Raw genomic sequence first — 13,470 nt, 5'->3', positions numbered from 1 at the left:
GCGCATGACGGGCAGCAGGTCGGCCGCACCGGCGACGGCCGGGCACGGCCGGCCGTCGCCGTCCTGACCACGGGACGGCCCGGCGGGCGGGGCGGGCTCGCGGTCCGGACGGGGGGTTCACCCCTGGCGGATCCCGTCCGGGCGGCGCGAGGCACGCAGCGTGCCGACCGTCTTCAGCAGCCGGTCCGCCGGCTCACGCAGCCGGGGATGGGCGAGGACGGTGTTGCGCAGCCCGCGGACCGGGCGGCGCCACAGCCGGTGCGCGGCGGCCACCGGATGGGTGCGGGTGACGAACCCCTCACCCACCCGCAGTTCGCGGGTCTTGAGCCAGTCCTTGTACTCCTTGTCCCCGCGCCCGAGGTCGACGAGGGTCACACCGCCGCGCGCCGCGCCCTCGGCGGTGCGCAGATGCATCATCAACCCGGGTGAGTAGTAGTGCATTTCGGGGTCGTAGGCGGTGAACCAGGCGGCCAGTACGGTGCCCGAGCGCGGCCCGAAGTGCGCGGCCACCGGGCGGTCGCCCGCGTAGAGCACGGAGAGCACACCGGTGAAGTGCTCCTCGCGGACATGGAAGAGGTGGTCCACGAGGTCGACGATCCAGGGGCGGGCGAAGCGGTCCATCCGCCCGGTCCGCCGGTACTGGGCGGACTTCCAGCGCATCAGGGTGCGCAGGGCCGCCGGGTCGCGCTCGTCGAACTCGAACCGCAGGTCGCCGATGTCGCGCCCGAGGCGCCGTTCCTTCTTCAGCGTGGTCTTCGCCAGACCGGGGTAGGTGGCGCGCAGCCACTCGGGGTAGCCGCCGTCGCCGGGTTTGACGTCGATCACCGGCGAGGCGAAGGTGCCGGTGACATGGCCGGCGAACGGGCCCTGCTCGGCGACCAGATGATCGAACTCGAAGATGGACATCCCGCACGCGCTCAGCAGCTCCTGGGCGTCCCAGGTGACTCCCGGCCGGTGCACCAGCGCCTGGCAGTCGGAGAGGCCGAGGCCGATGGCCCGGCCCACCCCGAGGGCGTTGCGTTCGAAGGGGAAGAAGCCGACGGGTTCGCCGGCGTCGCGCAGGACCGCGACCCGGACGCCCCCGCGGTGCCTGCCGACCCCGATCGTGAACTCCGGGGCCAGAAAGGGATTGGCGTACTCCGGTGACTCGTCCATCGCATGGTGCCAGGCCCGGCAGAGCGACTGGGTCAGCTCGCCGGGTCTGTGGATCGTGATGTCCACCTCAGATCAACCGCCCTTCGGTTGACGAGGTGCGTGGCGCATGACTCCGGGACCTACTCCCGGACGGGCCTCTGCACTGGCCTCTGGATCGCATGGGCGACCACTCCCCCCCATAACGCGGATTCCGCGTTCTGCCGCTGCTACGAACAGCTCCTGTTCCCCGCCGTACACCTTCGGTCCGCGACCGGCGACGGGGTCGCCGGTCCGGAGGTGTCGCTCAAACGTGGCGAAACAGTACGCACGCTGTCAAGAGTGCCACTGTCACGGCGGGATGGGGGTGGGGTGACTCGGACTTTCCCGGTACTTTCCGTCAGGTCGCCGTCGCCGCGGCCGCCGCCCGGCCCGCCTGGCGGCCCGAGAAGAGACAGCCGCCGAGGAAGGTGCCCTCCAGCGAGCGGTAGCCGTGCACCCCGCCGCCGCCGAAGCCGGCGACCTCACCGGCGGCGTACAGGCCGGGCACCGGGGAGCCGTCGCTGTTCAGGACGCGTCCGGAGAGGTCGGTCTGGAGACCACCCAGGGTCTTGCGGGTGAGGATGTTGAGCCGGACGGCGATCAGCGGGCCGGCGCTGGAGTCCAGGATCCGGTGGATCGGCGCCGTACGGCTGAGGGAGTCGCCGATGTAGCTCAGGGCGTTGCGGATGCCCTGGACCTGAACGTCCTTGGTGTACGGGTTGTCGATCTCGCGGTCGCGGGCCTCGATCTGCCGTTTGAGGTCGGCGAGGTCGATGAGGTGGTCGCCGGTCAGCTTGTTCATGCCGGTGACGAGGTCGGTGAGGTTGTCGGCGACCACGAAGTCGGCGCCGTTGTTCTTGAACTTCTCGATGGGCTCGGGGGTCTGCCAGATCCGGGACAGCAGCTGCCAGACGTTCTTGTTGGTGAGGTCGGGGTTCTGCTCGGAGCCGGAGAGCGCGAACTCCTTGGCGATGATCTTCTGGGTGGTGACGAACCAGGAGTAGTCGTAGCCGGAGGCGGTGATCCACCCCAGCGTGTGCAGGGTGTCGTAACCGGGTACGTCGGGGGTGTTGAAGCGCCGGCCCTTCGCGTCGAACCACATCGAGGACGGGCCGGGCAGGATGCGGATGCCGTGGTTCGGCCAGATCGGGGCGTAGTTGCGCAGGCCTTCGGTGTAGTGCCACATCCGGTCGGGGTTGACGATCCGGCCGCCCGCCTGCTGGGTGATGGCCAGCATCCGGCCGTCCACGTGCGCGGGGACTCCGGTCACCATGAACTTGGGCGGGGTGCCGAGCCGGGCCGGCCAGTTCTGCCGTACGAGGTCGTGGTTGGCGCCGATACCGCCCGAGGTGACCACCACGACCGGGGCCCGCAGTTCGAAGTCGCCGACGACGGTACGGCTGCTCGGGGTGCCCCGGGCCGCGCTGCTGGGCTCCAGGACCGCGCCCCGCACGCCGGTCACGGCGCCCGCGGTGGTCACCAACTCGTCGACCCTGTGACGGAACTTGAAGGTCACCTTGCCCGCGGCGACCGCCGCGCGCACCTTCTTCTCGAACGGCTCCACGACGGCCGGACCGGTGCCCCAGGTGACGTGGAAACGGGGCACCGAGTTGCCGTGGCCGTCGGCGAGGCCGCCGCCGCGCTCGGCCCAGCCCACGATCGGGAACCACTGCACGCCGAGGCCGGAGAGCCAGGAGCGTTTCTCGCCGGAGGCGAAGTCCACATACGACTGGGCCCATTTGTAGGCCCAGTAGTCCTGGCCCTTGGGGTCGTCGACGTCGCGGTCGAAGCCGGCCGTGCCGAGCCAGTCCTGCCAGGCCAGGTCATGGGAGTCCTTGACGCCCATCAGCCGCTGTTCGTCGGAGTCGACGAAGAACAGTCCGCCGAAGGACCAGAACGCCTGGCCGCCCAGGCTGGCCTCCGGTTCCTGGTCGAGCAGCAGCACCTTGCGGCCGGCGGCGGCGAGTTCGGCGGTGGCGACCAGGCCGGCGAGGCCGTGGCCGACGACGATCGCGTCCGCGTCCTGGGACTCGGCGGCGAACGCCCCCGCCTGACTGAGGGCCATACCGGCGAGCGTGCCGCCGGCCACCGTCAGTACCTGACGGCGGGTGAATCGGGACGGCTGGCCGGTGCCGTCGATCGGGCCGGCGCCTGCTCTGGGATTCTCCATGGATGGGGGTGCCTTCCGTACGGATGCGGGCGGTGCGGGAGACAGGTCTGAGACTGCCGGGACGGCAGGGTGTTACCGACGGTAGCCCAAGGTGGCGGGCGGCGACCAGAGTTCTGCACACGGGGATTGTCAGATATTCCGAGGCGGCCAGAGGCATCACGCGGGCAGGCGATTTCCTATAGGATTTTGGCGGCGGATGCACGGAGGACACACGCTCAAGCGGCGCGGAGGGTGATTCCGGGGCGAGCGTCGCCCGCATCACCGCTGATCACATCGGTTCCTGTCACAAGTCTTGACGCACAGCCCTCCCTGACCCACGATCTCCGCATCGATTTCCTATCTGATTCCGCAGGGGTGGGCGATGCACTTCCCGACCAGATCCGTCCTGCCCGGGCTTCTCACAGCGGCCCTGCTCGCCGCGGGGACAGCGGCCTGCACCTACCGCAACGCCCCCGGCCCCGCGGCCGGTGGGGCCACGGCTGCCCAACGGACCGGCGGCGGTGCCGAGTTGGCGGACGGCTCCCGGACCGAGGTGGCCCTGGTCCCCGGTGGCGCACATCCCTACTTCCAGCCCTGGAAGACCGCGGGCGCCGTCGCGAAGAAGACGTACGGCCTCGGGTCCGTGACGTTCGACGAGACGGCCGAGTGGGACCAGCAGAAGCAGAACAACCTGCTGTCCACGCTCGCGGCGCGCGGCTACAACGCCTTCGGGGTGTTCGGGGTCTCCCCCACCGACATCAACACGACCTTCGCGGACCTCAAGTCGCAGGGCTTCCCGGTGGCCTCCCTCGGCTCGTGTCCGGCGGGCGGTACCGACGAGGCCGACTTCTGTCTCTCCACGAACGTCGAACTCGCCGCGTACAAGGCGGCGAAGGCGGCCATCGAGGCCATGGGCGGCCAGGGCACCCTGGTCCATCTGACCGGCAACAACGTGGACGCCAACACCCAGTTGCGGATCAAGGGGGTCGCCCGGGCCGTCGAGGAGTCCGGCGGCAGGGTGCGGCTCCTGCAGACCGTCACCGACATCGACACCGACCTTCAGACCGCGCAGAAGGCGGTGTCCGACCTGATGGCGGCGAAGGGCGACCGGATCACGGGCATCGTCGCGACCGCCTACAACCCCGCCGTCGCCGCCGCCGACGCCGTCCGGTCGTCAGGGTCGAAGGCGAAGGTCATCGCCATCGACGACGACGCCAAGATCCTCAGCGGCATCAGGCAGGGCACGGTCACGGCCACCGTCGTGCAGAACCCGGTGGGCCAGGCCGAGATCGGTGTCTGGGCGCTCGCGCTGCTCCAGACGAAGCAGTGCACCGTGCGCGACCCCGGGGTGGAGGTGGACTCCGGCTCGTTCGTCGTCGACAAGGCGAACGTGGCCGACTACGACAAGGCCCGGCGGACGAAGACCGCGCAGCTCAAGCAGGAGTTCGCCGACAAGATCCTCGCGTGCGGCTGACCGCCCCGACACAGAACGGACATCGATGACCCTCATCACGACCGCGACCGCCAGGCTGGCCGACATCGCCGTCGAGACGGACCGTACCGACGCGGTGCAGTCCTTCGTCAAGCAGGAGACGGTCCTGGTCGACCTGGAGACGACGGACGGCCTCACGGGCACCGGCTACGCCTACACGATCGGCACCGGCGGCAGCTCCGTGCTGGCCCTGCTGCGCGACCATCTGCTGCCCGCCCTGGTCGGGCAGGACGCCCGCAACGTCGAGGCCCTCTGGCAGCGGCTGTTCGCGCTGACCCGGGCGACCACCACCGGAGCCATCACCTCCCTCGCGCTCGCCGCCGTGGACACCGCCCTGTGGGACGTGCGCTGCAAGCGGGCGGGCGAGCCGCTGTGGCGGCTGGCCGGCGGACACCGCCAGGAGGTCCCGGTCTATGACACCGAGGGCGGCTGGCTCCATCTGAGCACCGAGGAACTGGTGAAGAGCGCCCTGCGGGCCCAGGAGGCGGGCTGGGCGGGCGTCAAGATCAAGGTGGGCCGGCCGCATCCCGCCGAGGACGCGGAGCGGCTGGCCGCCGTACGCGCGGCCGTGGGCCCCGCGCTGCACATCATGACCGACGCCAACCAGTCCCAGACCGCGTCCTCGGTGCTCCGCCTGGCGGCCGCGCTGGAGCCGTACGCGCCCTACTGGCTGGAGGAGCCGCTCCCGGCGGACGACATCAGCGGGCACGCCCGGCTCGCCCGGGCCACCGGGATACCCGTGGCCGTCGGCGAGTCCATGTACTCGCCGGCGCAGTTCCGGAGTTACCTGGAGGCCGGTGCCGCCTCCGTCGTCCAGGTGGACGCCGCCCGGATCGGCGGCATCACCCCGTGGCTGAAGGTCGCGCACCTGGCGGAGAGCCACAACGTGATGGTCTGCCCGCACTTCCTGATGGAACTGCACGTCAGCCTGGCCGCCGCGGTGCCCAACGGCAGCTTCGTCGAATACATCCCGCAGCTGCGGGCCGTGACCCGGACCGAGCTGGCCATCCGCGACGGCCTGGCCGTGGCGCCGGACGTGCCGGGCATCGGCATCGACTGGGACCGGGACGCCCTCGACGACCGGAGGGTGGCATGACGACGTCCGTCAGCCCACCGGACACCGTCCCGGAGGAGAGGACAGCCGGTCACCGCATGCCGTTCTGGGTCAACCAGCGGCTCGGCCTGCTCGTCCTGGTCATCGCGCTCGGCGTCCTGTTCGGCGTGCTGCGGCCGGCCTTCCTCGACCAGCGCCTGGTGCTCTTCCCGCTGCTGCGGGACGTGGCCACGCTGACCGTGGTGGCGCTCGCCCAGATGGTCGCCCTGTCCGTGGGGCACATGAACCTCGCGGTCGGGCGGATGGCCGCCTTCGGCGCCATGTTCGCGGGCCTCGGCTACGACAGGCTCCATCTGCCCATGCAGTTGGGCCTGTTGCTGTGCCTGGCCGCGGGCGCGGCGATCGGCGCGGTCACCGGCTGGCTGATCGCCCGCACCGGGGTGAGCTCCTTCGTCGTCACGCTGGCGATGGACTTCGCCCTGCTGGGCCTGGTCTCCCTGCTGTACTCGGCCCTCACCGAGGACGCCGCCTTCACCACCCGCCCGGCCGGCATCGACGCGCTGCGGTCCTACTCCCTCGCCGACATCTGCGTCGGACCGGTCTGCGGCTCGCCGGCCATCCCGCAGCTGGCCCAGTTCACCGTGTACGCCATGCTCGGTCTCGGTTTCCTGTACGGCTGTACGCGCATCGGCAGGGAACTGCTGCTCACCGGGGCGAACCCGGCCGCCGCGGAGCTGTCCGGGATCCCCACCGGACGCCGGGTCCTGCTGGCCCACACCCTCTCCGGGCTGCTCGCGGCGCTCGCCGGTTTCATGGCCGCCGCCGGGACGGGCACGTTCCGCGCCTCCATCGGCGACGACTTCATGCTGCCGTCCTTCCTCGGCGCGGTGCTCGGCGGCACCCTGCTCACCGGCGGGGTGGTCTCCGTCCTGGGCACGCTGCTCGGCACCGCGCTGGTCGGTGTGATCCGCAAGGGGCTCGACCTGCTCGGCGTCGGCCTGGAAAGCCTCAACATCTATCTCGGCTGCATCCTCCTCCTTGCCCTGTCGGCCGACCGTATCCGCACCGTGGTGTCCTATCGCAAGGTGGTGCGCTCCACATGAGCACGATCGATCAGCACAACCGTGCGGCCGCGGTGCTGCACCGGTTCTCCCGCACGACGACGGCCATGCTGCTGCTGGTGGTCGTGGCCGGCTCGGTGGCGCTGGAGGTGGCGTCGTCGGGCTCCTTCTTCGAGGGCCCCTCGGTACGGGTCTTCCTGCAGTACCTGGCCACGCCCATCCTGATCGGTCTGGCGCAGATGGTGGCGCTGTGCGTGGGCCAGCTCAATCTCGCCGTCGGCGCCCTGGGCGGTTTCACCGCCTGTCTGACGGGGGTGCTCATGGCCGATCACGGAGTGCCGGCCGTGGTCGCCGTGCCGGCGGGCCTGCTGACGGCGACCGCCGTCGGCCTGGTGACCGGCATCGTCATCGTGGCCACGCGGATCAACGGCTTCATCGTCACGCTCGCCACCATGACGATCCTCCTCGGCGCCCAGTACCGGCTCACCGGCACCCGTACCGTCGACGGCTACTCGCCGGCCCTGCGCGACCTCGGCACGGCGGCGCCGCTGAACGTCCCGCTCGTCTTCGTCACGGCGATCGTCGCGGCGGTCCTGCTGGGCGGGTTCGTCTACCGGACGGTCGCGGGACGGCGACTGCTGGCCGCCGGCGGCAATCCACTGGCCGCCCGGCTGTCCGGGATCTCCACCGACCGGCAGATCGTGGTCGCGCACACGCTGTCCGGACTGCTGGTCGGGGTGGCCGCCGTGACGGCGACCGCCTCGCTGCCCGGCGTCAACCGCAGCGTCGGCGGTGACTGGCTGCTGCCGAGCTTCGCGGCGCCGATCATCGGCGGTGTCGCGCTGACCGGCGGCTCCATCGCCGTGTTCGGGACGGTGCTGGCGGCCTTCGTGACCCGGCTCATCGACGCGGCACGCGCCCAGTTCTCGCTGGACCCGAGCTGGGTGAACCTCCTGATCGGGCTGGTCGTGCTCGGCACGGTCGCCGGCGGGCACCTGCACCAGACCCGGCTGGCGAGGGCCACGCCGTCTCCGCAGCCGGGAGGTGCGCGGTGAATCCGGTCCTTCTCGAATGCCGCGACCTGGTCAAGGTCTTCCCCGGGGTCCGCGCGCTGGACGGCGTGGGGCTGCGGCTCACCGCCGGCAGTGTGCACGCGCTCCTCGGGGAGAACGGCGCCGGCAAATCCACCCTCATCAAGGTCCTGACCGGGGTGCACGCCCCCGACGGCGGCACCCTCGTCTGGTGCGGCGAACAGGTGCAGCTCCGCTCGCCGTTGGAGGCGACCCGCACCGGCATCGGCGTCGTCCACCAGGAACGCAACCTGATCCCTGGCTTCTCGGTGGCCGAGAACATCACCCTGCAGAAGCCGCCCGCGCGCCGCGGACTGGTGGACTACGCGGCCATGACCGAACCGGCCCTCAGCTGCCTGACCGAGCTGGGCGTCGACCTCGACCCGGACCGGCCGGTGCGCGAACTGTCCGTCGCCCAGCAGCAGTTGGTGGAGATCGCCAAGGCCCTGTACACCGAGAGCCGGGTGCTGCTCCTGGACGAGCCCACCGCCTCGCTGTCCCCCGAGGAGACGGAACGCCTGTTCGAGGTGGTCCGGCGGCTGGCCGAACGCGGCGCCTGTGTGGTGTTCGTCAGTCACAAGCTGGAGGAGGTGTTCGCCGTCTGCGACACCGTCACCGTGCTGCGGGACGGGAAGTCGGTGCTGGAGTCCGCGCCGCTGGCCGAGCACACCCACGACGACATCGTGAGCCTCATGGTGGGCCGCGCCCACGCGGCGGCGGAGATGCGCCCGCGCGCGGTCGACCGGTCCGCCGCGCCGGTCCTGGAACTGGACGCGGTCGCCACCGCCGGCGGGCACCGGGACATCAGCCTGGCGGTACGGCCCGGGGAGATCGTCGGTCTGTACGGGCTGGTCGGCGCCGGGCGGAGCGAGCTGGTCAAGGCGGTGCTCGGCCTGGACCGCGTCACCGGCGGGGAGGTGCGGGTGCACGGCAGGCCGGCCCGGATCGCCTCGCCGCGCCAGGCGCTGCACGAGTTCGGCATCGGGTACGTGACCGAGAACCGCAAGGAGGAAGGCGTCTTCCTGGAGCAGCCGATCGTCCGCAACATCACGGTGACGGTGTGGCGGAGGCTGGCCAGGGCGTTCGGGTTCGTCCCGGCGGCCGAGGAACGCGCGGTCGCCCTGGACCTCGTCGGCCGGCTCGGCATCCGGATCACCGGCCTCTCGCAGAACGCCGGTGAGCTCTCCGGCGGCAACCAGCAGAAGGTCAGCCTCGCCAAGTGGCTGGCCGCCGACACCCGGCTGCTGATCGTGGACGAGCCGACGGTGGGTGTGGACGTCCGTACCAAGCGTGCCTTCCACGAGCTGATCTGGGAGCTGGCCGGCGACGGCCTGCCCATCCTGCTGATCAGCAGCGACCTCGCGGAGATGGTCACCCTCGCCGACCGGATCGTGGTCATGACGGACCACCGCGTCCGCGGCGAGCTCGACAACGACCGTGACTACGAACGCATGAGCGGCCGGATCATCCGCCTGATCCACGCCCAGGACCCGGTGCGCTCGTGAAGCGCGGGGCGCCCCGGGTCAGGGAGCAGCCGGCGGCTCGGGGGCGTCCTCGCCCTCGCGGCCGCCGCCCTCGCCGTCGCCCTCGGCGACCTGTCGTTCCATGCTGCGGGTGAGGTGGTCGGTCATCGCCTCGGCCGCCCGCTCGGGGTTGCGGCGCAGTACGGCCCGGACGATCCGCTCGTGCTCGGCGACGGTCGGGCCGCCGGCGCCGACCACCTTGCTGAGCCGGAAGATGTGCAGGTGGGCGTGGAGGCGTTCCACCGCGTCCACGAGGAGCGGGCGGTGCGCGGCCTGTCCGATCGCCTCGTGGAAGCGCTGGTCGAGCGCGGCGAAGTCGCGGTAGGACGCGTACCGGCCGTTCGGGCTGGGCTGGGCCTGCATCTCCTCGACGATCCGTTCGAGGTGGTCGAGTTGGTCCTCGGTGGCGTTGGCGGCGGCCAGGGCGGCGGCCCGCGGCTCCAACAGCAGCCGCATCTCGAAGAGTTCGGCGAGGCCCTGACGGGTCAGCAGCTCCGTGGCCCGGTATCCGGACAGGGCGCGCTTGACCACCAGTCCGTCGGACTCCAGCCGGGCCAGGGCCTCACGGACCGGGGTGGGCGAGACCTTGAGGGTGCGGGCGAGCGCGTCGATGCCGACGCGGGCGCCGGGGGCGATCTCGTGGTCCATGACCATCGCCTTGATGCTCTCGTACACACTGTCCGACAGCGCCTGCCGGACGGGAGGCGGCCCGTCGTGCTCCTCACCCTCGGCCGGGGCCCCGGCCGCGGAAGAGCTGTGCGACGGCATCCCGGCTCCTCGTCCTCAAGGCCTCTGTGTCGTCCACAGTTTACCCAGGTGGGCGGGGTGGGAGGCGTGAAAGTCCTGATCACGCACGGCAGCTGCGGCATCCGGTCCGCCACCCTTCCCACCGCCGCCTCGCACTGGTGTGCTAAGACCCTGTCCATGGAACCCGAGCCGATCACCCCCTCCACCCCACGGCCCGTGCGGCGGCCGACCCAGGTGCAGGGCTGGCACGAACTCACCTTTCTGCACTGGCCGGTGGCGCCGGAGCGGGTGGCGGGGCTGCTGCCCGCCGGCACCCGGCCGGACACGCTGGACGGGGTCAGCTACGTCGGCCTGGTCCCCTTCCTGATGCGGGGCGTCGGCCTGGGCCCGGGACCCGGACTGCCGTATCTGGGGACCTTCTGCGAGACGAACGTACGGCTGTACTCGGTGGACGAGCAGGGCCGGCGCGGTGTGGTGTTCAGATCCCTGGACGCGGCCCGACTGTTCCCCGCACTGGGGGGCCGGCTCGGATTCCGGCTGCCGTACTTCTGGTCCTCGATGCGGCTGCGCCGCGAGGGCGAGACGATCACCTACACCTGCCGGCGACGGGGCCGCCCGGCCACCGGTAGCCGGGCGGTCGTACGGATCGGGCCGCCGATCGCCGAGCCGTCGCCGCTCGAGCACTTCCTGACCGCGCGCTGGGGGCTGCACACCACCTGGCACGGGCGCACCATGCACCAGCCGGCCGAGCACCCGCCCTGGCCGCTGCACCGTGCCGAACTCCTCGATCTGGACGACGAGTTGGTGGCCGCGGCGGGCCTGCCCGCACCTGCCGGGCCGCCGGTCAGCGTGCTGTGGTCGCCGGGCGTGAAGGTGCGGTTCGGGCGGCCCACGCTGTCCCGGCGCGCCAGGTAAAGAACTCGTATGGTCTAGTCCAAAGTGCGCTTTGGTCCAGTCCAATCTATTGACGTGATCGCGACACCTCCGGAAGCTGGGGCACCACCCCCACCTCCCCCCGCCCCCTGGAGGCACCAGTGAGACCCCTTCGCGCATGTCTGGGCGCGGCGGCCGCCGTCACCCTCGCCGCCGCCGGCACGACCGCGCTCGTCGCGAGCAACGCCTCGGGTGCGACCACCGCGCTGAGCAACCGGTGGTACGCGGCCGCCCCCTACCTGATGCCGCTGGACAACAACCCGCCGAACGCGGCCACCATCATGGACGCCACCGGCCTCAAGGCCTTCCAGCTGGCGTTCGTCCTGGCCCCCAACGGCGGCGGCTGCTCCCCCACCTGGGGTGGCACGGCGGCGGTCTCCTCGGACACCGCCGTCCAGTCGGTCATCAGCACCATCCGCGCCAAGGGCGGCGACGTCTCCGTCTCGATCGGCGGCTACGGCGGCACCAAGCTGGGCCAGACCTGCGCGGACGCCACCTCCACCGCGGCGGCCTACCAGCAGGTCATCACCAAGTACGGACTGCACGCGATCGACTTCGACCTGGAGGAGCCGGAGTACGAGAACACCGCGGCGATCAAGAACGAGATCGGCGCCGCGAAGATCCTCCAGCAGAACAACCCGGGCCTGTACGTCTCGGTCACCACGGCCGGCACGGCGGACGGAACCGGCTGGTTCGGCAAGCAGATGCTGCTGGAGGCGAAGTCCCAGGGGTTCACGCCGAACAACTTCTCCATCATGCCGTTCGACGGCGGATTCAGCGGGGCGGCCTCGCAGACCAGCGCGCTCACCAACTTCAACGCCATCCTGCAGTCCACCTTCGGCTGGGACCAGGCGACCGCCTACGCCCACGAGGGCTTCTCCGGGATGAACGGCCGCAGCGACAGCGGCGAGTACTTCACCCAGGCCGACTTCCAGACGGTGCTCGACTACGCAACGAGCCACAACATGGACCGCTTCACGTTCTGGTCCCTGAACCGCGACCGGCAGTGCAGCCCGCCCGACAACAACGGCACCACGTCCGGGACCTGCTCCAGCGTGGCACAGAGCGACTGGGACTTCGCCAAGTACTCGGTGAGGTTCGCCGGGGTCACCCCGCCGACCGGCACGCCCACTCCCACGCCGACCCCGACTCCGACCCCGACCCCGCCGTCCACCTCCTGCAAGACCGCGTGGAGTTCGACGGCGGTGTACACGGCCGGCAACGAGGTCTCGTACAACAGCCACAACTGGAAGGCCAAGTGGTGGACCCAGAACGAGGTGCCCAGCGCCTCGGAGTGGGGCCCCTGGCAGGACGAGGGCGCCTGCTGAACCTCTTGACGGGGTTGGTTCGGACCTTTAGCTTCACGGGTCATCGACGGTTATGGATGCGTCCGGAGTTCACCGACATGAACCCCCTGCCGAGTTCCGGACGCACCCCTCCTCCGAAGGGACCCCCCACATGAACCGTTCCCGGCTGCTCGCGGCTCCACCCGCCGCGGGCCTCGTCCTCGCCCTCGTCCTGCTCACCGGCGGCAGCGCGGGCGCCGCGGACCCGAGCAAGGCGCCCGGCGGCAACTTCGACCTGTCCATTTGGCAGCTCCAGGAGCCGGTCGGCTCCCCCGGCTCACCGACCACCATCCCCTCGTCCCGGCTGCAGGGTGCCAACGGCTACCAGGACGCGTACTTCTACACCGACACCCGCGACGGCGCGATGACCTTCTGGGCGCCCGAGAAGGGCGTCACCACGCCGAACTCCAACTACGCCCGCTCCGAGCTGCGCGAGATGAACCGCGACGGCAGCGCGGCCAACTGGTCGCTGAGCGGCAGCCACCGGATGAGCGCGACGCTGCGGGTGGTCTCGGTGACCAAGAACGTGTGCGTGGGCCAGATCCACCTCGGCACCGGCGGCTCCTCCACCAAGCCCCTGCTGGAGCTGTACTACCACTCCAACGGCGACATCGTCCTCGGCACCGAGAACTCCCCGTCCGGCGGCCAGACCACGCACGACGTGGGCCATGTGTCGATCGGCAAGACCTGGACCTACACCATCGCCGTCTCCGGCGGGAACACCATCGACCTGACCGTCAACGGCACCACGACCCACTACGCCATCCCGTCCTCCTTCAACCCGTACAAGCAGTACTTCAAGGCGGGCTCGTACAACCAGTCGTCCTCCGACAGCACGACCAACGGCGCCCGGGTCGCGTTCTACGGCCTGACCGTCAATCACGGCTGAGTTCTGCCACCGCTCTGGCGGGGGCGGTGGTTC

Annotated in this window: 11 protein-coding genes; 8 read left to right on the top strand and 3 right to left on the bottom strand. The window is 70.9% G+C overall.

What is annotated here, in order from left to right; genetic code table 11:
- Positions 1 to 117 precede the first annotated feature (117 nt).
- Both ACWDGI_RS09175 and ACWDGI_RS09170 read right to left on the bottom strand, forming a co-directional pair.
- Entirely contained in the window at positions 118 to 1,221 is a 1,104-nt protein-coding gene (locus ACWDGI_RS09175) for a GNAT family N-acetyltransferase (RefSeq protein WP_450756943.1), read from the bottom strand.
- A gap of 310 nt (positions 1,222 to 1,531) precedes the next feature.
- Complete coding sequence (locus ACWDGI_RS09170; protein WP_450756941.1) at positions 1,532 to 3,343, bottom strand: FAD-binding dehydrogenase; 1,812 nt, start codon at positions 3,341 to 3,343, stop codon at positions 1,532 to 1,534.
- A gap of 361 nt (positions 3,344 to 3,704) precedes the next feature.
- On the opposite strand from ACWDGI_RS09170, the gene ACWDGI_RS09165 reads away from it, so the two are divergent.
- The 5 genes from ACWDGI_RS09165 to ACWDGI_RS09145 are packed head-to-tail and all read left to right on the top strand — an operon-like array spanning position 3,705 to position 9,504.
- Positions 3,705 to 4,796 carry a sugar ABC transporter substrate-binding protein gene (locus tag ACWDGI_RS09165; protein WP_450756939.1) on the top strand — a complete coding sequence of 364 codons (1,092 nt, stop codon included), beginning with the start codon at positions 3,705 to 3,707 and terminating at the stop codon, positions 4,794 to 4,796.
- Between the two features lie 25 nt (positions 4,797 to 4,821).
- Complete coding sequence (locus ACWDGI_RS09160; RefSeq protein ID WP_450756937.1) at positions 4,822 to 5,910, top strand: mandelate racemase/muconate lactonizing enzyme family protein; 1,089 nt, start codon at positions 4,822 to 4,824, stop codon at positions 5,908 to 5,910.
- Positions 5,907 to 6,971 (top strand): ABC transporter permease, encoded by a 1,065-nt coding sequence (locus tag ACWDGI_RS09155; protein ID WP_450756935.1) that lies wholly within the window; start codon positions 5,907 to 5,909, stop codon positions 6,969 to 6,971. The genes ACWDGI_RS09160 and ACWDGI_RS09155 overlap by 4 nt, the downstream gene beginning before the upstream one ends.
- Positions 6,968 to 7,984: an ABC transporter permease gene (locus ACWDGI_RS09150; protein WP_450756933.1), complete on the top strand. Its 1,017-nt coding sequence runs from the start codon at positions 6,968 to 6,970 to the stop codon at positions 7,982 to 7,984. The genes ACWDGI_RS09155 and ACWDGI_RS09150 overlap by 4 nt, the downstream gene beginning before the upstream one ends.
- Positions 7,981 to 9,504: a sugar ABC transporter ATP-binding protein gene (locus ACWDGI_RS09145; RefSeq protein WP_450756931.1), complete on the top strand. Its 1,524-nt coding sequence runs from the start codon at positions 7,981 to 7,983 to the stop codon at positions 9,502 to 9,504. The genes ACWDGI_RS09150 and ACWDGI_RS09145 overlap by 4 nt, the downstream gene beginning before the upstream one ends.
- An 18-nt stretch (positions 9,505 to 9,522) precedes the next feature.
- Here the strand turns inward: ACWDGI_RS09145 and ACWDGI_RS09140 are convergent, their stop codons facing one another.
- A complete protein-coding gene (locus ACWDGI_RS09140; protein WP_450756929.1) occupies positions 9,523 to 10,290 on the bottom strand; it encodes a GntR family transcriptional regulator in 768 nt (255 codons plus the stop codon).
- Between the two features lie 156 nt (positions 10,291 to 10,446).
- Between ACWDGI_RS09140 and ACWDGI_RS09135 the strand changes: the two genes are divergently transcribed.
- From ACWDGI_RS09135 to ACWDGI_RS09125, 3 genes are all read left to right on the top strand, one after another.
- Entirely contained in the window at positions 10,447 to 11,184 is a 738-nt protein-coding gene (locus ACWDGI_RS09135; protein WP_450757461.1) for a YqjF family protein, read from the top strand.
- 119 nt (positions 11,185 to 11,303) lie between these two features.
- Positions 11,304 to 12,530, top strand: a complete 1,227-nt coding sequence (locus ACWDGI_RS09130; protein ID WP_450756927.1) for a chitinase — start codon at positions 11,304 to 11,306, stop codon at positions 12,528 to 12,530.
- A 130-nt stretch (positions 12,531 to 12,660) separates the two neighbouring features.
- Positions 12,661 to 13,437, top strand: coding sequence for a polysaccharide lyase family 7 protein (locus tag ACWDGI_RS09125; protein WP_450756925.1), 777 nt, complete (start codon positions 12,661 to 12,663; stop codon positions 13,435 to 13,437).
- Positions 13,438 to 13,470 lie beyond the last annotated feature (33 nt).

The organism is Streptomyces sp. NPDC001220, assembly GCF_053597895.1.
The sequence above is the reverse complement of the archived record's forward strand: the minus strand, read 5'-3'. Positions and strand labels throughout refer to the sequence as shown.